Genomic DNA, 19,153 nt, shown 5'->3' with positions numbered 1-19,153 from the left:
ATGAACAAGCAAATGACCAGTGCCGATGCCGTCGCCCAGCTGCGCGACGGCATGACCATCGGTTTCGGTGGCTGGGGCCCGCGGCGCAAGCCGATGGCCATCGTCCGGGAGATCCTGCGCTCGCCAGTCAAGGACCTGACCGTGGTCGCCTATGGCGGCCCGGAGGTCGGCATGCTGTGCGCGGCTGGCAAGGTGCGCAAGCTGGTGTTCGGCTTCGTCACCCTCGATGCCATCCCGCTTGAGCCCTACTACCGCAAGGCCCGCGAGGCGGGCGAGCTGGAGCTGATGGAACTCGACGAGGGCATGTTCCAGTGGGGCCTGCGCGCTGCCGGCATGCGCCTGCCGTTCCTGCCCACCCGCTGTGGCCTGGCCACCGATGTAACGCGGCTGAACCCTGCGCTGAAGACCGTCCGCTCGCCCTATGACGACGGTGAGGTGCTGCTGGCCATGCCGGCGCTTGAGCTGGACGTGGCGTTCCTGCATGTGAACGTCGCCGACCGCCTGGGCAACTGCCTGGTGACCGGCCCCGACCCGTATTTCGACCACTTGTTTGCCCGCGCCGCCAAGCAGTGCTTCGTCTCCTGCGAGCGCCTGGAAGAGCGCCTGCAGCTCGACGCCGAGCAGGCCCGCGGCAACACCTTCGAGCGCTACCTGGTGACCGGCGTGGTGCATGCACCGCTCGGTGCCCATCCGACCTCCTGCCCGGCGGACTACGGCTGGGACCTGGAGCACCTCAAGGGCTATGTCGCCAGCGCCCAGGAAGAGGGCGGCTGGCAACGCTACGTCGAGGCCTGCGTGGCCGGTGGCGAACAGGCCTATCAAGCGCACAACGGCGGTGCCGCGCGCATGGGCGCCTTGCCCCTTCCCGTGTTCTGAGGATTCCAGCATGACTGCCACCCCTGAATTCACCCTTGCCGAACTGCTGATCGTGGCCGCCGCCGAAGCCTGGCGCGGCAATGGCGAGGTCATCGCCTCGGGCCTGGGCGTGATACCGCGCCTGGGCGCCAGCCTGGCCAAGCTCACCCACAGCCCTGAGCTGCTGATGACCGACAGCGAGGCGTTCCTGGTCGAGGAGCCGATCCCGCTGGGCCCACGTGGCGAGCAGGCGCCACGCTACAGCGGCTACCTGAGTTTCGAGCGGGTGTTCGAATGCGTATGGGGCGGCCGCCGCCACGCCATGATCGGGCCAACCCAGGTCGACCGCTGGGGCCAGACCAACCTGTCCTGCGTCGGCGACTACCACAAACCGCGCACCGCGATGCTCGGCGTGCGTGGCCTGCCGGGCAACAGCATCAACCACCTCAACTCGTTCTTTGTGCCCAACCACAGCACCCGGGTGTTCGTCAGCGGCGAAGTGGACATGGTCTGCGGTGTCGGCTTCAAGGCCGAGCGCTGGCCCGAGGGCGCGCGCCGCGACCTGATGGACATCCGCCAGGTCATCACCGACCTGTGCACCCTGGACTTCGACGGCCCTGGCCGCGCCGCGCAGGTGCGCACCCTGCACCCGGGCGTGAGCTTCGACGAAGTGCAGGACAAGACCGGCTTCCCGTTGCTGCGCGCGGCGCAGCTGCGCGAGACCGTGCATCCCACTGCCGAGCAACTGGCGCTGATCCGTCGGCTCGACCCCCATGGCCTGCGTGCCAGCGCGATCAAGGGCAACCCGCCCGGCATCCGCGCCGCCTGAGGACACCCGCATGCACAGCAGCGACAGCCAATTCGTCAGCCGCGAGGACGCGGCCGTGTACGAGACCCAGGACCCGGTGCTGTATGCCGTGGCCGACGGTATCGCCACGCTCACCCTCAACCGCCCGGCGTTCAACAACGCGCAGAACTCGCAGATGACCTACGCCCTGGACGCGGCCTTGCGCCAGGCGGTGGACGACGACAGCGTCAAGGTTATCGTGCTGTGCGGTGAGGGCCGGCACTTTTCCGCCGGCCACGACATCGGCACCCCCGGGCGCGACATCAACAAGCCGTTCGAGCGTGCGCACCTGTGGTGGGACCACACCAACAAGCCTGGTGGCGAGCAGCTGTATGCCCGCGAGCAGGAAGTCTACCTGGGCATGTGCCGGCGTTGGCGCGAGCTGCCCAAGCCGACCATCGCCATGGTTCATGGCGCCTGCGTGGCCGGTGGGCTGATGCTGGCGTGGGTGTGCGACCTGATCGTCGCCAGCGACGATGCGTTCTTCCAGGACCCGGTGGTGCGCATGGGCATCCCGGGGGTGGAGTACTTCGCCCACCCCTACGAGCTGAACCCGCGCATCGCCAAGGAGTTTCTGTTCTGCGGTGAGCGCATGAGCGCCGAACGCGCCTACCAGATGGGCATGGTCAACCGTGTGGTGCCACGCGACCAGTTGCCGGCGGTGACCTACGCCCTGGCGGCGAGCATCGCCCGCCAGCCACGCATGGGCCTGGCCCTGACCAAACAGGCGATCAACCACGTCGAAGACCTGCAAGGCAAGCGCACGGCCATGGATGCGGCATTCGCCTGGCACCACTTCGCCCATGCCCACAACGAGCTGCTGTCGGGCGACAAGCTCGGCGGCTTCGATGCCAAAGGCATGGCCCAGGCCAACAAGCAGGCGCTGCGCGCCGAAGGGGGCGAGCGGTGAGCCGCTGGATGAACACCGCGCTGACCGAGGCCCTGGGCTGCCGTTACCCGGTGGTGCAGACGGCCATGGGCTGGGTCTCCGATGCCAACCTGGTGATCGCCACCACCCTGGCCGGCGGCTTCGGCTTCCTGGCCGGGGCGACGATTGCCGCCAATGCGCTGGAGAGCGAAATCCGCAAGGTGATCGACGCCACCGGCGGCAGCAACTTTGGCCTCAATTTCCACATGTTCCAGGACAACGCGGCACAGTGCGTCGACCTTGCCATCCGTTATCGCCTGCGCGCTGTCAGCTACGGGCGCGGGCCGGATGCGCAGACCATCGCCCGCTTCAAGGCGGCCGGGGTGCTGTGCATTCCCACCGTTGGCGCCCTCAAGCATGCGCTCAAGGCGCAACAGCTGGGCGCCGACCTGATCACCCTGCAGGCAGGCGAGGGCGGTGGCCACACCGGCGGCGTGCCCGGTTCGATCCTGTTGCCGCAGGTGCTGGCGGCGGTACGCGTGCCAGTGATCGCCGCAGGCGGGCATTCCACCGGGCGTGGCCTGGCCGCCGTGCTGGCGGCCGGTGCCAGTGGCATCGCCATGGGTACGCGGTTCCTGATGACCCGCGAATCGCCGACCCCGGCCAGCACCCTGGCGCGCTACCTCAAGGTCGACGACCCGCAGCAGGTACGGGTAACCACGGCGGTGGACGGCATGCGCCACCGCATGATCGAAAACCGCTTCATCAATCGCCTCGAACAGGCCGGACCGTTCGGTCGCCTGCGCATCGCCCTGGCCAGTGCCTGGCAGTGGAAGCAGCAGACCGGCATGAGCCTGGCGCACATGGGCGCGGTGTTCGTGCGGGCCCTGCGCGAAGACCCGGCGGCGCTGTCGCAGGTGGTCATGGCCGCCAACCAGCCGGTGCTGCTGCAGCGCTCGATGGTCGATGGCGAGCCGGACGCCGGCATCCTGCCCAGTGGCCAGGTGGCGGCGGCGATCAACGAGCTGTTGAGCTGCCGCGAGGTCATCGACGGCATCGTCGCCGAGGCCAACCAGTGCCTGGACGCCTTGCTCGCCCGCTGCCCGGCCGAACCTTCGGCAACCCCCAACGACAGACTTGCCCACAGCGGAGAACGCTCATGAACCCGGCCTTCACCACCCAGATCGACCAGGGCATTGCCGAGCTGGTCATCGACAAACCACCGGTCAACGCCCTCGACAGCCAGCAATGGCGCGCCCTGGCCACGCAGATTACGGCACTGGGCGCCGACCCCGAGGTGCGCGTCATCGTCATCCGCGCCGAGGGGCGCGGCTTCTGTGCCGGTGTCGACATCAAGGAACTGGACGCCCACCCCGAGCGCATCGTCGAGGTCAACGCCGGCAACTACGAAACCTTCAAGGCCGTGCACCGTAACCCGGTGCCGGTGATCGTCGCCGTGCATGGCTTTGTGCTCGGCGGCGGCATCGGCATCACCGGTGCCGCCGACATCGTTGTGGCCGCCGACTGCGCACGTTTTGCCCTGCCGGAAGTGGACCGTGGCGCCATGGGCGGCGGCGCCCACCTGCAGCGGCTGTTTCCGGTGCAGAAGGTGCGTTACCTGTTCTTCACCGGCGACAGCATCGACGCCACCCAGGCCCAGGCCTACGGCTTCATCGAGCGCGTGGTGCTCAGGGCGCAGCTGCGGGAAACAGCGCTGGAGATTGCCGCCCGCATCGCCGCCAAGAGCCCGGGGATGATCCGCATCGCCAAGGAGGCCTTGAACGGCATCGAGGACGGCAACCTGGAAGACAAGTACCGCTGGGAGCAGGGCTTCACCTTGCAGGCCTACACCAGCCCCGACTCGGCGGAAACCCGCCGGGCGTTTGTCGAAAAACGCGATGCCAAGTTCTGAGGGAACGCCATGCAACTGACCTATACCCCCAAGCAGCAGGCCTTTCGCGCCGAAGTGCGGGCGTGGCTCGCTGACAACCTGCCACGCGAGCCGCTGGCCAGCTACGACACCCGCGAGGGCTTCGAGCAACACCGCGCCTGGGAGGCCAGGCTGTTCGAGAGTCGCTGGTCGATGGTGATGTGGCCCGCCGAGCTCGGCGGGCGCGGCTGCGACCTGACCGAATGGCTGATCTTCGAGGAAGAGTATTACGGCGCCGGGGCGCCGATGCGGGTCAACCAGAACGGCCAGCTGCTGCTCGGCCCGACCCTGATGGAGTTCGGCACGGCCGAGCAGAAGCGCCGCTTCCTGCCGCGCATGGCGGCCAGCATCGACATGTGGGCGCAGGGCTGGTCGGAGCCCAACGCCGGCTCGGACATGGCGGCGATCACCAGCAAGGCGCTGCTCGACGGCGACCACTACGTGCTCAATGGCCAGAAGACCTGGTCGACCCGGGCGATCTTCGCCGACTGGCTGTTCGGCCTGTTCCGCAGCGAACCCGGCTCCAGCCGCCATCATGGCCTGTCGTTCCTGATGGTGCCGCTGGATGCGCCGGGGGTCAGCATTCGCCCGATCAAGGCGCTCAACGGCAAGGACGCCTTCGCCGAAGTGTTCTTCGACGACGTGCGGGTGCCGGTGAGCAACCGCATCGGCGCCGAGGGCCAGGGCTGGCATGTGGCGATGGCCACCGCCGGCTTCGAGCGCGGGCTGCTGCTGCGCTCGCCGGCGCGCTTCCAGTACACCGCGCGCAAGCTGGTGGAGCTGTTCAAGGCCCACCCGGAAAGCGCCGTGCGCGACCCGGCCTTGGGCGATGCGGTGATCGACTGCTGGATGGGCGCCGAAGCCTATGCCTTGTCGGCCTACCACACGGTGGGGCGGCTGGCCCGCGGCGAGCAGATCGGTGCCGAGTCGAGCATCAACAAGATCATCTGGTCGGAGCTCGACCTGAAAATGCACGAAACCGCCATGCGCCTGCTGGGCGCCCGTGGCGAGCTGCTGGCTGCTGCGCCGGCGGCGGTGGATGCGACGGCCTGGCTGGAAGGCTTCCTGTTCGCCCAGGCCGGGCCGATCTACGCCGGCACCAACGAGATCCAGCGCAACATCATTGCCGAGCGCATGCTCGGCCTGCCCAAGTAAGGACCAGGCCATGGACTTCACCTTTACCGATGACCAGCTGTCGTTTCGCGAAGCCATCAGCCGTTTCCTGATGACCGAAGCCGCCCCGGAGATGCTCCGGGAAATCTGGGAAACCGACGCCGGGCGCTCGCCGGACCTGCGCAACCGCATCGCCGCCCAGGGCCTGACCGCGCTGTCGGTGCCCGAAGCCGAAGGCGGGCTGGGCATGGACGACGTGGCCTGGGCGCTGATGACCCAGGAGCTGGGCTACTACGGCATCCCCGACTCGCTGGCCGACACCGCCTACGTGGCCGCCGGCCTGCTGGCCAGCCTCGACCCCGGCCACCCGGCGCGGGCCGAGCTGCTGCCGCGCATTGCCGAGGGCAGCGTGCGCCTGGCGATCAGCCACGGCATCAACCCGCTGGTCAGCGATGCCCAGCTGGCCGAGGTGCTGATCCTGCCGGCCGGCGACGACCTGCACCTGGTGCCGCGTGCGGCGGTGGATGTGCAGGCCAACCCGAGCATCGACGCCTCGCGGCGCCTCGGCCAGGTGAGCTGGCACCCGACGCCGCAAACCCTGCTGGCCAGTGGCGAGCAGGGCCGGCGCCTGCAGGCGCAAATGCTCGACCGCGGTGCGCTGTCGGTGGCCGGGCAGTTGCTCGGCCTGGCCCAGCGCATGCTCGACCTGTCGGTGGACTATGTGGCCCAGCGCAAGCAGTTCGGCCGGCCGATCGGCAGCTTCCAGGCGGTCAAGCACCACCTGGCCGACGTGGCGCGCCAGATCGAACAGGCCAAGCCGGTGCTGTACCGCGCCGCCCATGGCCTGGCCCAGGGCGAGGCGAACGCCTCGGTGTGGGTTTCGCAGGCCCGCCTGGCGTGCTGCGCAGCCAGCTGGCTGGCGGCGCGCCAGGGCATCCAGGTGCATGGCGCGATGGGGTACACCTGGGAAGTCGACCTGCAGATGTTCATGAAGCGGGCCTGGGCGCTGGATGCGTCCTGGGGCGACCGCGGTTTCCACAAGTCCCGTGTCGGTGCCTTCCTGTTCGCCGACAACACCCGGCTTGGGCCGGGGCATACCTTCGAGGAGTAGCACATGGCTCAGGCTTATATCGTCGATGCGCTGCGCAGCCCCACCGGCAAGCGCAAGGGCGCGCTGGCCGAGGTGCACGCCATCGACCTGGGCGCGCATGTGCTCAAGGCCCTGGTGGCGCGCAATGCCATCCCGGCCGAGGATTACGACGACGTGATCTTTGGCTGTGTCGACACCATTGGCGCCCAGGCCGGTGACATCGCCCGCACCAGCTGGCTGGCCGCCGGGCTGCCGCTGTCGGTGCCGGGTACCACGGTCGATCGCCAGTGCGGGTCGTCGCAGCAGGCACTGCACTTCGCCGCCCAGGCGGTGATGAGCGGCACCCAGGATGTGGTGGCGGTCGGCGGCGTGCAGACCATGACCCGCATTCCGATCTCCTCGGCGATGCTCGCCGGGCAGCCGCTGGGTTTTGCCGACCCGTTCAGCGGCAGCGAAGGCTGGCGGGCGCGTTTCGGCACGCAACCGGTCAACCAGTTCTATGCCGCGCAGCGCATTGCCGATCATTGGCAGATCAGTCGCGAGCAGATGGAGGCGTTCGCCCTGCAAAGCCACCAGCGGGCGCTGGCGGCGATTGCCAGCGGGCGCTTTGCCCGGGAGATCGTCGGCTATCAGGGGCTGAACGTGGATGAAACACCGCGCCAGAGCAGCCTGGCGAAAATGGCCGAGCTGCAGCCGGTCGATCCGCAGTTCCCGGCGATCACGGCAGCGGTGTCGAGCCAGACCTGTGATGCGTCGGCGGCCTTGCTGGTGGTCTCCGAGGCCGCGCTCAAGCGCTACGACCTGACCCCGAGGGCGCGTATCCACCACCTGACGGTGCTCGGTGACGACCCGATCTGGCACCTCACCGCGCCCATCGCCGCCACTCGCAGGGCCTTGCAACGCACCGGCCTGCGCATGGCCGACATCGACCGGGTGGAAATCAACGAAGCGTTCGCCTCGGTGGTGATGGCCTGGAGCAAGGAGCTCGACTACGACCCGGCGCGCACCAACGTCAATGGCGGTGCCATCGCCCTTGGCCACCCGCTCGGCGCGACCGGCGCCCGGCTGGCCACCACGCTGCTCAACGAACTGGAATGCAGCGGTGGCCGCTATGGCTTGCAGACCATGTGCGAGGGCGGCGGCCAGGCCAACGTGACGATCATCGAGCGCCTTTGAGCTGCGCTCTTCATTCCAGGAAAAAGGATTCAGACATGGCGATATGTGAAGGCCGCACGGTGATCATCACCGGTGCTGGCGGCGGTCTGGGGCGCGCCTACGCACTGGCATTTGCCGCGCAGGGCGCTCAGGTGGTGGTCAACGACATCCGTGCCGAGGCGGCCCAGGCGGTGGCCGAAGAGATCCGTGCCAGCGGTGGCCAGGCCATTGGCAATAGCGACGACATCACCAGCCTGGCCAGCGCCCAGCGCATCATCGACGCCGCGCTGGCGGCGTTCGGCGAAGTGCACGTGCTGGTCAACAACGCCGGGGTGCTGCGTGACCGCATGTTCATCAGCCTGGAAGAGGACGACTGGGACCTGGTGATGCGCGTGCACCTCAAGGGCCATTACTGCCTGGCCAACTTGCTCGGGCGCCGCTGGCGCGACCTGGCCAAGGCCGGGACCCCAGTGGCCGGGCGGATCATCAACACCAGCTCCGGGGCCGGCTTGCAGGGCTCGATCGGCCAGTCCAACTATGCCGCGGCCAAGGGCGGCATCGCCGCGCTGACCCTGGTGCAGGCGGCCGAGCTGGCGCGCTACGGGGTCACCGCCAATGCCCTGGCACCGGCCGCGCGCACGGCAATGACCGAAAGCGCGATGCCGGATGTGGTCAAGGCGCCGGAGGACGGCAGCTTCGATGCCTGGGCGCCGGAAAACGTCGCGCCGCTGGTGGTGTGGCTGGGCAGTGTCGAGTCGGCCCAGGTGACCGGGCAGGTGTTCGAAAGTCAGGGCGGGCGGATCTCGCTGGCCGATGGCTGGCGCACCGGCACCACCCAGGACAAGGGCGGGCGCTGGCAGGTCGAGGAAATCGGCCCGGCAGTGGCGCAGATCCTGGCCCAGGCACCCGCCGCACAACGGGTCTGGGGCAGCTGACCAGCGCCTGCAAACCATCGAATCGAGGAAAGCCCCATGAAACACGTTCCCCCTTATGTACCCGGCCACCAGCTGCTGGCCGGCAAGTCGGTGCTGATCACTGCTGCCGCCGGTGCCGGTATCGGTTATTCGGCGGCCCGGCGCAGCGCCGAGGAAGGCTGCCGGGCGCTGATGATTTCCGATGTGCACCCACGCCGGCTGGAAGAGGCGGTGGCGCGCCTGAAGGCAGAAACCGGCCTGCAGGCCATTTACGGCCAGTTGTGCGACGTCACCGTGGAGGCCGATGTGCAGGCCCTGGTTGACCGCGCCGAGGGCCTGCTGGGCGGCGTCGATGTGCTGATCAACAACGCCGGGCTCGGCGGCCAGCGGGCCGTGGTCGAAATGAGCGACCAGGAGTGGTCGCGGGTGCTGGATGTGACCCTGACCGGCACCTTCCGCATGACCCGGGCGATGCTGCCGCACATGCAGCGGCGCGGCGCCGGGGCGATCGTCAACAACGCTTCGGTGCTCGGCTGGCGGGCGCAGAAAGAGCAGGCCCACTATGCCGCGGCCAAGGCCGGGGTGATGGCGCTGACCCGCTGCAGCGCGCTGGAGGCCGCTGAACATGGCGTGCGCATCAACGCGGTGTCGCCGTCGATTGCCCTGCACGACTTCCTCAAGAAGGCTTCCAGCGAAGCGTTGCTGGCCAGCCTGGCCAGCCGCGAGGCCTTTGGCCGTGCCGCCGAGGTCTGGGAAGTCGCCAACGTGATGATGTTCCTGGCCAGTGACTACGCGTCGTACATGGTCGGTGAAGTGTTGTCGGTCAGTTCGCAGCAAGCCTGAGGAGCGCCCATGAATCATGTCTTCAACAGTGCCCAGGCCTTGCTTGCCGCCGAGGGCACCGACCTGGGTCACAGCGAGTGGTTGACCATCAGCCAGCCGCGCATCGACCTGTTTGCCGAAGCCACGGGCGACCACCAGTGGATTCATGTCGACCCGCAGCGCGCCGCGCAAGGCCCGTTCGGCGCGTGCATTGCCCACGGTTACCTGACCCAGTCGCTGGTCAACCTGTTCCTGCCGCAACTGCTGACCATCGACAACCTGGCCATGGGGGTGAACTACGGCAGCGACCGGGTGCGCTTCCCGGCGCCGGTGCGCGTTGGTGCGCGGGTGCGTGGCCACGGCCAGATCCTGCGTGCCGAACAGTTGGCCGACAGCGTGCAGCTGGTGGTGCGGGTCAGTGTCGAGATCGAAGGCGAAAGCCGCCCGGGCTGCGTGATCGACACCATCAGCCGTTACACCTTCAACCCCGTTACCGAGTGAGCCGTCATGGACCAGAATGAAGCTGTCATCGTTGCCACCGCACGTACCGCGTTGGCCAAGTCGTTCCGTGGGTCGTTCAACGACACCGAGGCCCCTGTACTGGGCGGGCACGTGGTGCGTGCCGTGGTCGAGCGCAGCGGGGTCGAGGCTGCGGCCATCGACGATGTGATCATGGGCGCCGCTGTGCAGCAGGGCACCCAGGGCTACAACATCGGCCGCCTGTGTGCCTATACCGGCGGGCTGCCCCACGGCGTGCCGGGCATGGCCGTGGACCGCATGTGCGCCTCTGGCCTGATCAGCATCGGCATGGCCGCCAAGGGCATCGTCACTGGCGAGCTGAACATTGCCATCGGCGGTGGCGTGGAGTCGCTGTCGCTGACCCAGACCAAGCACAAGAACAGCTACCGGGCCCAGTCCCAGGCGGTGCAGGCGGTGATGCCGGACGCCTATATCCCGATGCTGGAGACCGCCGAGATCGTGTCGCGCCGTTACGGCATCAGCCGCGCCGCACAGGATGAATATTCGCTGCAGAGCCAGTTGCGCACCGCAGCGGCCCAGCGTGACGGGTTGTTCGACGAAGAGCTGGTGCCGCTGGAGGTCGACAAGCTGCTGTTCGACCAGGACGGCCAGCCCGCCGGGCATCAGCGGGTGCGCGTCGAGCGTGACGAATGCAACCGCCCGGGCACCCGCCTGGAGGACCTGGCCGCGTTGAAGCCGGTGTGGAAGGACGGCAAGTGGGTGAGCCACGGCGAGTTCGTCACGGCGGGCAATGCCTCGCAGTTTTCCGATGGTGCGTCGGCCAGCCTGCTGATGAGCCGTGCCGAGGCGCGCAGGCGAGGGTTGACGCCGTTGGGCATCTATCGCGGTATCGCCTTGGCCGGTTGTGCGCCGCAGGAGATGGGCATTGGGCCGGTGCTGGCGGTGCCCAAGTTGCTCAAGCGCTTTGGCCTGGGGGTGGCGGACATTGGCCTGTGGGAAATCAACGAGGCGTTTGCCTGCCAGGTGCTGCATTGCCGGGATGCGCTGGAGATCCCGCCCGAGCGGTTGAATGTGAATGGCGGGGCGATTGCCATTGGGCATCCGTTTGGCATGTCGGGTGCGCGCATGGTCGGCCATGCGTTGCTCGAAGGGCGCCGGCGCGGGGTGCGGTTTGTGGTGGTGGCGATGTGTATCGGTGGCGGGATGGGGGCGGCGGGGTTGTTTGAGTTGCCTTGAGCCTGGCTTGAGATTTTCAGCGCCTGTGAGATCGAGCGCCGCCCGCGCGGGCTCGATTTCCCAGGCGCTGCACCTCTGGCGGCGAACACGTTTAACGGCAAACCCCGCTACCCCATTTGGACGATGCCCCCCAGCCACCCGCAGCCGGATCATCCAGGCACAATTCCAAGAGGGTCACCCAATGAAGCCTGCCTCGCGCCAGCTGACCGGCTATGCCATGAGCGCCATCGTCATCGCCGCCGTGCTCTTTGCCTTCGCCCCCCGTCAACCCGCGCCCCTGGCAATCACCGAGGTGTTGGCCGACCGGGTCCAGGTCAATGCGCTGATCAGCAGCGGTGACCGACTGATCGCCGTCGGTGAACGCGGCACGCTGCTGGCCAGCCGCGACAGTGGCCGCAGCTGGCAAGCCAGCCAGCCCGGCGCCGGGCGCGAGGTGACCCTGACCGGCGTGGTCGCCCTGAGCGAGCAGGTGCTGGTCGCAGTCGGCCACGATGGCTGGATCCTGCGCTCGGCCGATGCCGGCCAGACCTGGCAGGAAAAACACTACGACGCCGACCTCGGCGAGCCGCTGCTGGGCGTGTGGAGCGCAGACGGCAAGCAGGTGGTGGCCTACGGCAGCTATGGCAAGTTCCTGGTCTCCGACGATGCCGGTGAGCACTGGGCCGCGCGCGAGATGCCCGGTGATGGTGCCCACTTCAATGGCCTCGACGGCGGCGCCGACGGCCACCAGATGCTGGTCGGCGAGCAGGGCCTGGTGCTGCGCACCCGCGATGGCGGCCAGCACTGGCAGCAGCTGCCGGCCTTCTACAATGGCTCGTTGTTCGGGGTGGTGCGCCTCTCGACCAGCACCTGGCTGGCCTACGGCATGCGGGGCCATGTGTTTCGCAGCCGCGACTTCGGCGACAGCTGGGAGCAGCTTGAGGTGGGTAGCAGCCAGCCCATCTACGGCCACGCGCGCTTGCCGGGGCAGGCCGGGCTGGTGCTGGTGGGCGGCGGCAGCCGGCTGATTCACCTGGATGCCGAGGGTGACCTGCTCGGCATCGACCAGCTCAGTGGCGTGGGTACCTTGACGTCGGCAGTGGGCCTCAGCGGCCGCCACCTGCTGGTAGCCGGTGAACGTGGCGTGTTCCAGGGCGCACAACCTGACGTGGCGCTGAGCCAGGAGGCGCGGCCATGAGCGGCGCCCGCAGCGAGCGCTGGGTGCGCCGTTGTGCCGACCGCTTGCTCGGCGCGAGGCGTACCTGGCTTGGGGTGTTCCTGCTGGTCACCCTGGCGCTGGGCTACAACGCCACCCAGGTACGCCTCGATCCCGGGTTCAACAAGCAGATCCCGGTGCGCCACGACTACATGCGCAATTTTCTCGACTTCGGCCGGGTGTTCACCGGGGCCAACCGGCTGCTGGTGAGCGTGCGCTGGAAGGGTGAGGGCGACCTGTACAACCCGCAATTCCTCAAGGTGCTGCAACAGGTCACCGATGACGTGTTCTTCATCCCCGGCGTCAGCCGGCCGAGCGTGACCTCGCTGTTCACCCCCAACGTGCGCTATGTGGAGGTGACCGAAGAGGGCTTTGTCGGCGACCTGGTGGTGCCACCGCAGTACGCCGGCACTGCCGAGGACTTGCAGAAGGTGCGCAGCAATGCCGCCCGTGCCGGCCAGGCCGGCCGCCTGCTGGCCAACGACCAGCGGGCGGCGCTGGTGCGCGCCGACCTTCAGGACAGCGACCCGCGCAGCGGCCAGCCGGTGTCGTATGTGGAGGTCGCCAAGCGCCTGGAAGACATCCGTGCGCGCTATGACAGCGCCGACATCGAGATCAGCGTGGTGGGCTTTGCCAAGCTGGTGGGCGATGTGGTGGAAGGCCTGAGCACGGTGCTGCTGTTCTTCGTCGTCGCCTTCCTGATCACCGCAGCGTTGCTCTGGGCCTACTCGCGCTCGCTGCGCCTGACCCTTGTGGCGTTGCTGGTGGCGCTGCTGCCGGTGGTCTGGCTGCTGGGCCTGTTGCCGTTGCTGGGCCTGGGTATCGACCCGATGTCAGTGCTGGTGCCGTTCCTGATCTTCTCCATCGGCGTGTCCCATGCGGTGCAGATGACCAACGCCTGGAGGCAGGACCTGCTGGCCGGTGCGACGGCGCTGCAGGCGGCGCATTCGGCGTTTTGCAAGATCTTCATCCCGGGCTCGCTGGCCTTGCTGATGAATGCCCTGGGGTTCGCGGTGATCATGCTGATCGACATCCCCATCGTCCACGAGCTGGGCGTGACCGCCTGCCTGGGGGTGATGCTGATGATCATCACCAACAAGATGCTGTTGCCCCTGGTGCTGTCGTACCTGCCGACCACGCCGGGGCGTGCCCAGGCGCCGGCGCAGACGCGCCAGCATCCGCTGTGGTGGCGCCTGTCGGCACTGGCGCAGCCGCGGCCGGCACTGGCGGTGTTCGCGGTCAGCCTGCTGTTGCTGGGGGCGGGTGTGTTCAAGGCGCGGCAACTGGCGGTGGGCGACATCGGCCCTGGCGCACCGGAGCTGCGCGCCGATTCACGCTACAACCAGGACAACCAGCGCATCGTCGGCAGCTATGCCATCGGCCTGGATGTGCTGGCAGTGTTCGTGCAGACCCACGGCAGTGACGAAGCCTGCCTGGCCCCGGCGGTGATGCGTGCAGTGGAAGCCTTCGACTTCCAGATGCGCCAGGTTGCGGGGGTGCAGTCGGTGCAGAGCGTCGCTGGTCTGGGTAAGGCGATGATCGCCGGCAACAACGAAGGCAACCCGCGCTGGGCCGCCATCCCCGGTTCTTCGCGGGGCCTGCAGCAAGGCTCGATGGCCTATAGCCCGGACTCCGGGCTGGTCACCGAGGGCTGCCGGCGCATGCAGGTGCTGGTGTTCCTCAACGACCACGAGGGCGCGACCGTGGCCCATGTGGTCAACGAGGCGCGGCGCATCATCGCCAGCGTCCAGGTGCCACAGGCGAGCTTCCACCTGGCCGGGGGCAATGTCGGGGTCATGGCGGCGTCCAATGAAGCGGTCAAGCATGCCGAGGCGTGGATGCTGGCGGCGTTGTTCTGCTCGGTGGGGCTGTTCTGCCTGCTGACCTTCCGTTCGCTGCGCGCGGTGCTGTGCATCGTGGTGCCGCTGGGCATCGTGGCCATCCTGTGCAATGCGCTGATGGCGCTGCTGGGTATTGGCCTGAAGGTCGCCACCTTGCCGGTGATGGCGCTCGGCGTCGGGGTGGGCGTGGACTACGGCATCTACCTCTATGAACGCATCCAGCATGAAATGGCGGCCGGCCAGCCGCTGCGCAACGCCTTCTACCGCGCCATGTGCCAGCGCGGCACGGCGGCAGTGTTCACCGCCCTGACCATGGCGATTGGCGTCGGCACCTGGGCCTTGGCGCCGCTCAAGCTGCAGGCCGACATGGGCATCCTGCTGGCGTTCATGTTCCTGGTGAACGTATTCGGCGCGATCTTCCTGCTGCCGGCGCTGGCAGCCTGGTTCGACCGCGACCGGCCGCTGGTGGCCCGCGCGTCTGATCTGGAGCCTGCCCATGCTGTCTAATGCCCAGGTGTTGGACCAGTTGGGCATCGAGCTCGGCGAGTATGAGCGGCTGATCGGCAACATGTACGATGCGGCGCTCGATACCCAGCGGCTCAACGAGGCCTTGCGCCAGCTGCGCGGGTTGTTTGCGGCCAGCTATGTGACGCTGATCCTGCGGGTGCTCGATGAGCCGTTGCTGTCACCGATGATGGTCGCTGGCGATGTGGAACCGGGGGAGGGTGGCGTCAACCATTTCGCCTATTGTGAGAAGGCTTCGCTGTTCGACCGGCTGCCGGTGGACCGGGTGTTCACCGTCGACGAGCTGATGAGCGATGCCGAATGGGCCTGTTCGTCGTTCTACCTGCTGTATTGCGCACCCTATGGCTGTTTCCACATGCTTGGCGTCGACATCAGCATGCCCGACGGTGGCACCCTGCGCCTGCGCATCAACCGCCCGCGTGGGCAGGCGCGTTTCGGCGAGCTGGAGCGGGCGCTGTGCGCGATGCTGGTGCCGCACCTGCGCCGGGCCCTGCACATGCATGCACTGCTGGACCGCAGCGCCTCGCTGGGCACGCTGTACTCGCAAACCATCAACCGCCTGGCCGTCGCCACCATCATGCTCGACGAGACCGGTAGTGTGCTGCAACTGAACCCGGTGGCCCGCGAGATCCTCGACAGCAACGACGGGCTGAAGCTGGTGGGCGGGCGCCTGGAGGCCACCTACCCGAGCGACAACCGCGAGCTGGGCCGGCTGGTGCGCAGCGCCTTCCAGCGCAGCCGGCAGGGCAACCTGGCCGCCCAGGGCGCCGAGGCGCTGTCGGTGTCGCGCCCCTCCGGGCAGGTCAACCTGGGGGTGGTGGTGGAGCTGGTGCCGTCCCAGGAGCTGGTCGAGGGCAAGGGCAAGCCGACCGTGGTGGTGTACGTGCGCGACGCGGTGGGCAAGTCGCTGGCCAGCAACACGGTGACCGCGCAGTTGTACAACCTCACCCCGGCAGAAACCGGCCTGGCCCTGGAGCTGGCCAACGGCTTGTCTCTGGAAGAGGCTTCCGAGCGGCTCAACATCCGCCGCAACACGGCGCGCGCGCACCTGCGCTCGATCTTCTCCAAGACCGGGGTACGGCGCCAGACCGAGCTGGTGCGGATCATGCTCAACAGCGTGGTCGCGCTGGGCGAGCCCGGCAGCCTGGCGGCGCAGATGCGTTAGTCCGAGCGGACGATGCTGCTGCCGCGAGGGCCTGCCGATACTGGGCCACCGCTATCGGTAACCAAGGAGAACAACAATGACCGAGAGTATTCTGGCGCGCCACGGCCTGGCCCTGAGCCTGCTGCTGATGGCTGCGGCGCCGGGTGTGGCGCTGGCCGCGCCCGAGGATGTCGAGCGCCTGGGCAAGGACCTGACCTGTGTCGGCGCCGACCCCAGCGGCAATGCCGACGGCAGCATCCCGCCATTCTCCGGCAAGTGGCTGGGCGTGCCGCCGCACGTTGCGTTCAAGGGCACCGGCCAGCACCCGGTCGACCCGTACCCTGATGAAAAGCCCTTGTTCGTGATCACTGCCGACAACCTGGGGCAATACGCCGACGCCCTGTCCGATGGGCAGAAGGCACTGTTCAAGTTGTACCCGGCCACCTTCAAGATGCCGGTTTATCCCAGCCACCGGGATTTCCGCTTCGACGATGCGGTGTGCCAGGCGACCCGCGAGAACGCCAAGCTGGCCAAACTGGTGGACGATGGCGAAGGCGTGGTCGGCAAGACCGGCGGCACGCCATTCCCGGTACCGCGCAGCGGCCTGGAGCTGCTGAAGAATGCCTCGACCTTCACCCTGCGGGCCTGGACCGAGGAATACACCTCCGACAACGCCTACGTGCTCAAGGACGGCAACATCAACTGGGGCCGCGTGCATTCGCGCAACCTGGCGCCGGCGCTGGAGCCGGGCAAGGTCGGTGACACGCTGGGCAACTCGTCGTTCTACCTCAACGAAACCCTGTTGCCGCAACGCGACAAGGGCGAGATCAACACCGGCACCGAGTTCTGGAACGACAAGACCGAACCACGCCAGGCCTGGCGTTACGACCCGGGCACGCGGCGGGTGCGGCAGTCGCCCGGGTATGGCTTCGACATGTCGTTCCCCGGCAGTGGTGGCTCGATCACCGTGGACGAGGTACGCCTGTTCAACGGCTCGGGCCAGCGCTACGACTGGAAGATCGTCGGCAAACGGGAAATGTTCATCCCCTACAACGCCTACCGCCTGCATGCGCCGGCCCTCAAGTACGCCGACCTGCTCACACCCGGGCACATCAGCCCGCAGGCCATGCGCTACGAGCGCCACCGGGTGTGGGAACTGGAAGGCACGCTGAAGCCGGGTTATCGCCACTTGTATGGCAAGCGCAAGCTGTACATCGACGAGGACACCTGGTTCCCGATGCTGGCCGACAACTACGACAACCGTGGCGAGCTGTGGCGGACTTCGATGGTCAACTACTTCTATGCCTACGAGTCGCAACGGCCGCAGGCAGGCGTGGGCCTGTACCACGACCTCAATGCCGGCAGCTACCTGGCGTTCAACCTGATCAACCAGCAGCGCACCGGCTACCTGCTCAACCGCCCAGGCTTCAGCCCGCGTGACTTCGGCCCGGAGGCAGCGCGGCGCTTTGGCCAATGAGTACCGGCCTAGTCCGATTGAAGGATGAGGGCCCGTCACGGCTGCTCAAAGATAGCTGCCAGGTAATCCCCCCGGCACCGCAGGGGTATTGCCGGTGATTGGCGTACCCCCTACAGGAATAACAACAACATGACCAAACTCGCCGAACTCTCCATCGACAGCGCCCAGCGCACCCACCGCTACGCCCGGGGCTGGCATTGCCTGGGCGTGGCCGACGACTACCGTGATGGCCAGCTGCACACCCTCAACGTGTTCGGCACGCGCCTGGTGGCGTTCGCCAACAGTGCCGGCGCCATCAGCATTCTCGACGCGTACTGCCCGCACATGGGCGCCGACCTGTCCCAGGGCACCATCGAGAACGACACCGTGGTCTGCCCGTTCCACCACTGGAAGTACGACACCAGCGGCAAGTGCGTGGAAATCCCTTACTGCAAGCGCATACCGCCCAAGGCCAAGACCCGCAGCTGGCTGAGCTGCGAGGAAAACAACCTGCTGTTCGTCTGGAACAACCCAGAAGGGCGCCCGCCGAAGGCGGGCGTGGTCATTCCGCACCTGCCGGAGATGGACGACCCCGAGTGGATCCACGACTGGAACATCGACACCATGCTGATCGAGACCAACCCGCGCGAGCTGGTCGACAACCTGGTCGACGCCCAGCATTTCGGGCCGGTGCATGGCACCCCGACCAAGTATTTCGCCAACGAGTTCGAAGGGCACATCGGCCGGCAGATCTTCCATGGCGACTCGGAGCGCCTGGGCGGTGACCTGATTGCGCCGTCGGCGTACTACGGGCCGGCCACCCACTTCACCGAGCTCAGTTCGATGTTCGGCGAGGTGCGGGTGCACGCGATCCTGCTCAACAGCCACGTGCCGGTGACCCCGGACAGCTTCGTGCTGCGCTTCGGTTGCATGGTCAAGCGCGTGCCGGGCCTGACTGACGAGCAGAACGGCGAAATCGCCAAGGCCTACGTCAAGAGCAACCGCGAGTCGTTCTACCAGGACGTGGACATCTGGAAGCACAAGGTGCGCATCGACAAGCCAGTGCTGGCCGAGAACGATGGCCCGGTGTACCAGCTGCGCGAGTGGTACCAGCAGTTCTTCACCGACGAAGACCAGGTGCCGGCGAGCATGGCCGAGCGGCGCGAGATCATCACGGTGGATGAACGCTGAGTGCTTGCGCCCTGCCAGCCAGCCTGGCAGGGCGGCAGATCGAGAGGGTGGTCATGAAGATACAGCGCTTGCTGGCCTATTGCGTGCCGCTGTCGGTGGTGTTGATCATCGGCCTGACGTTGCTGGCCTCGGCTGCGCCCGAGTCTGCCGGGGCCAGGGCGTGTCGGCAGATTCCGGGTTGCATGAGTATTCTGCCGAGCTTCCAGGGGTTCCCCGGGGTTCGCTGAGCGGTGCAGGACGCAATGCAAAAGCCCGGCCCTCGTTTGAGGGCCGGGCTTTTGCACCCGTGGATCAGGCCAGTTGTTCCAGCTCGGGGACCGCTTCGAACAAGTCGGCGACCAGGCCGTAGTCGGCCACCTGGAAGATCGGCGCTTCTTCATCCTTGTTGATCGCCACGATCACCTTGGAGTCCTTCATGCCGGCCAGGTGCTGGATCGCGCCGGAGATACCGACGGCGATGTACAGCTGTGGCGCAACGATCTTGCCGGTCT

The 19,153-nt window shown here is 67.5% G+C and carries 19 protein-coding genes; 18 read left to right on the top strand and 1 reads right to left on the bottom strand.

Annotation, left to right across the window (positions count from 1 at the left end):
• From F6X59_RS27390 to F6X59_RS27305, 18 genes are all read left to right on the top strand, one after another.
• The gene (locus F6X59_RS27390) at window positions 1-876 is read left to right on the top strand and encodes a CoA transferase subunit A (RefSeq protein ID WP_152959193.1); all 876 of its coding nucleotides are present in this window, start codon (window positions 1-3) and stop codon (window positions 874-876) included.
• Window positions 877-886: 10 nt separating this feature from the next.
• Window positions 887-1,684, top strand: coding sequence for a CoA-transferase subunit beta (locus tag F6X59_RS27385; RefSeq protein WP_152959192.1), 798 nt, complete (start codon window positions 887-889; stop codon window positions 1,682-1,684).
• 10 nt (window positions 1,685-1,694) lie between these two features.
• Window positions 1,695-2,612 carry an enoyl-CoA hydratase gene (locus tag F6X59_RS27380; protein ID WP_152959191.1) on the top strand — a complete coding sequence of 306 codons (918 nt, stop codon included), beginning with the start codon at window positions 1,695-1,697 and terminating at the stop codon, window positions 2,610-2,612.
• Window positions 2,609-3,733: an NAD(P)H-dependent flavin oxidoreductase gene (locus F6X59_RS27375; protein ID WP_372240557.1), complete on the top strand. Its 1,125-nt coding sequence runs from the start codon at window positions 2,609-2,611 to the stop codon at window positions 3,731-3,733. The genes F6X59_RS27380 and F6X59_RS27375 overlap by 4 nt, the downstream gene beginning before the upstream one ends.
• Window positions 3,730-4,482 carry an enoyl-CoA hydratase family protein gene (locus tag F6X59_RS27370; RefSeq protein WP_152959190.1) on the top strand — a complete coding sequence of 251 codons (753 nt, stop codon included), beginning with the start codon at window positions 3,730-3,732 and terminating at the stop codon, window positions 4,480-4,482. The genes F6X59_RS27375 and F6X59_RS27370 overlap by 4 nt, the downstream gene beginning before the upstream one ends.
• A 9-nt stretch (window positions 4,483-4,491) precedes the next feature.
• Window positions 4,492-5,655, top strand: a complete 1,164-nt coding sequence (locus F6X59_RS27365) for an acyl-CoA dehydrogenase family protein (RefSeq protein WP_152959189.1) — start codon at window positions 4,492-4,494, stop codon at window positions 5,653-5,655.
• 10 nt (window positions 5,656-5,665) lie between these two features.
• Window positions 5,666-6,724, top strand: a complete 1,059-nt coding sequence (locus tag F6X59_RS27360; RefSeq protein ID WP_152959188.1) for an acyl-CoA dehydrogenase family protein — start codon at window positions 5,666-5,668, stop codon at window positions 6,722-6,724.
• Between the two features lie 3 nt (window positions 6,725-6,727).
• On the top strand, window positions 6,728-7,879 hold the full coding sequence (locus F6X59_RS27355) for an acetyl-CoA C-acetyltransferase (protein WP_152959187.1): 1,152 nt from the start codon (window positions 6,728-6,730) through the stop codon (window positions 7,877-7,879).
• Between the two features lie 35 nt (window positions 7,880-7,914).
• A complete protein-coding gene (locus F6X59_RS27350) occupies window positions 7,915-8,793 on the top strand; it encodes an SDR family oxidoreductase (RefSeq protein ID WP_152959186.1) in 879 nt (292 codons plus the stop codon).
• A 36-nt stretch (window positions 8,794-8,829) separates the two neighbouring features.
• Complete coding sequence (locus F6X59_RS27345; protein WP_152959185.1) at window positions 8,830-9,615, top strand: SDR family oxidoreductase; 786 nt, start codon at window positions 8,830-8,832, stop codon at window positions 9,613-9,615.
• 9 nt (window positions 9,616-9,624) lie between these two features.
• The gene (locus F6X59_RS27340; RefSeq protein WP_152959184.1) at window positions 9,625-10,095 is read left to right on the top strand and encodes a MaoC family dehydratase; all 471 of its coding nucleotides are present in this window, start codon (window positions 9,625-9,627) and stop codon (window positions 10,093-10,095) included.
• A 6-nt stretch (window positions 10,096-10,101) separates the two neighbouring features.
• Window positions 10,102-11,310 carry an acetyl-CoA C-acyltransferase gene (locus tag F6X59_RS27335; RefSeq protein WP_152959183.1) on the top strand — a complete coding sequence of 403 codons (1,209 nt, stop codon included), beginning with the start codon at window positions 10,102-10,104 and terminating at the stop codon, window positions 11,308-11,310.
• Window positions 11,311-11,491: 181 nt separating this feature from the next.
• Complete coding sequence (locus F6X59_RS27330) at window positions 11,492-12,487, top strand: YCF48-related protein (protein ID WP_152959182.1); 996 nt, start codon at window positions 11,492-11,494, stop codon at window positions 12,485-12,487.
• Entirely contained in the window at window positions 12,484-14,853 is a 2,370-nt protein-coding gene (locus F6X59_RS27325) for an RND family transporter (RefSeq protein ID WP_152959181.1), read from the top strand. The genes F6X59_RS27330 and F6X59_RS27325 overlap by 4 nt, the downstream gene beginning before the upstream one ends.
• Entirely contained in the window at window positions 14,843-16,036 is a 1,194-nt protein-coding gene (locus tag F6X59_RS27320) for a LuxR C-terminal-related transcriptional regulator (RefSeq protein WP_152959180.1), read from the top strand. Before F6X59_RS27325 ends, F6X59_RS27320 begins: the two co-directional genes overlap by 11 nt.
• Window positions 16,037-16,163: 127 nt before the next feature.
• Entirely contained in the window at window positions 16,164-17,492 is a 1,329-nt protein-coding gene (locus F6X59_RS27315; protein ID WP_372240559.1) for a DUF1329 domain-containing protein, read from the top strand.
• A 129-nt stretch (window positions 17,493-17,621) separates the two neighbouring features.
• Window positions 17,622-18,662: a Rieske 2Fe-2S domain-containing protein gene (locus F6X59_RS27310; protein WP_152959178.1), complete on the top strand. Its 1,041-nt coding sequence runs from the start codon at window positions 17,622-17,624 to the stop codon at window positions 18,660-18,662.
• A gap of 53 nt (window positions 18,663-18,715) precedes the next feature.
• Window positions 18,716-18,889, top strand: coding sequence for a hypothetical protein (locus tag F6X59_RS27305; RefSeq protein ID WP_152959177.1), 174 nt, complete (start codon window positions 18,716-18,718; stop codon window positions 18,887-18,889).
• A 64-nt stretch (window positions 18,890-18,953) separates the two neighbouring features.
• Here F6X59_RS27305 and F6X59_RS27300 read toward each other — a convergent pair.
• Window positions 18,954-19,153, bottom strand: a 200-nt coding sequence (locus tag F6X59_RS27300; protein ID WP_218572262.1) for an FAD-binding protein, incomplete at its 5' end; no start/stop codon positions are given.

The organism is Pseudomonas sp. MN1F (genome assembly GCF_009391885.1).
Classification (GTDB): Bacteria; Pseudomonadota; Gammaproteobacteria; order Pseudomonadales; family Pseudomonadaceae; genus Aquipseudomonas.
This window is presented reverse-complemented; position numbering and strand designations above follow the sequence as displayed.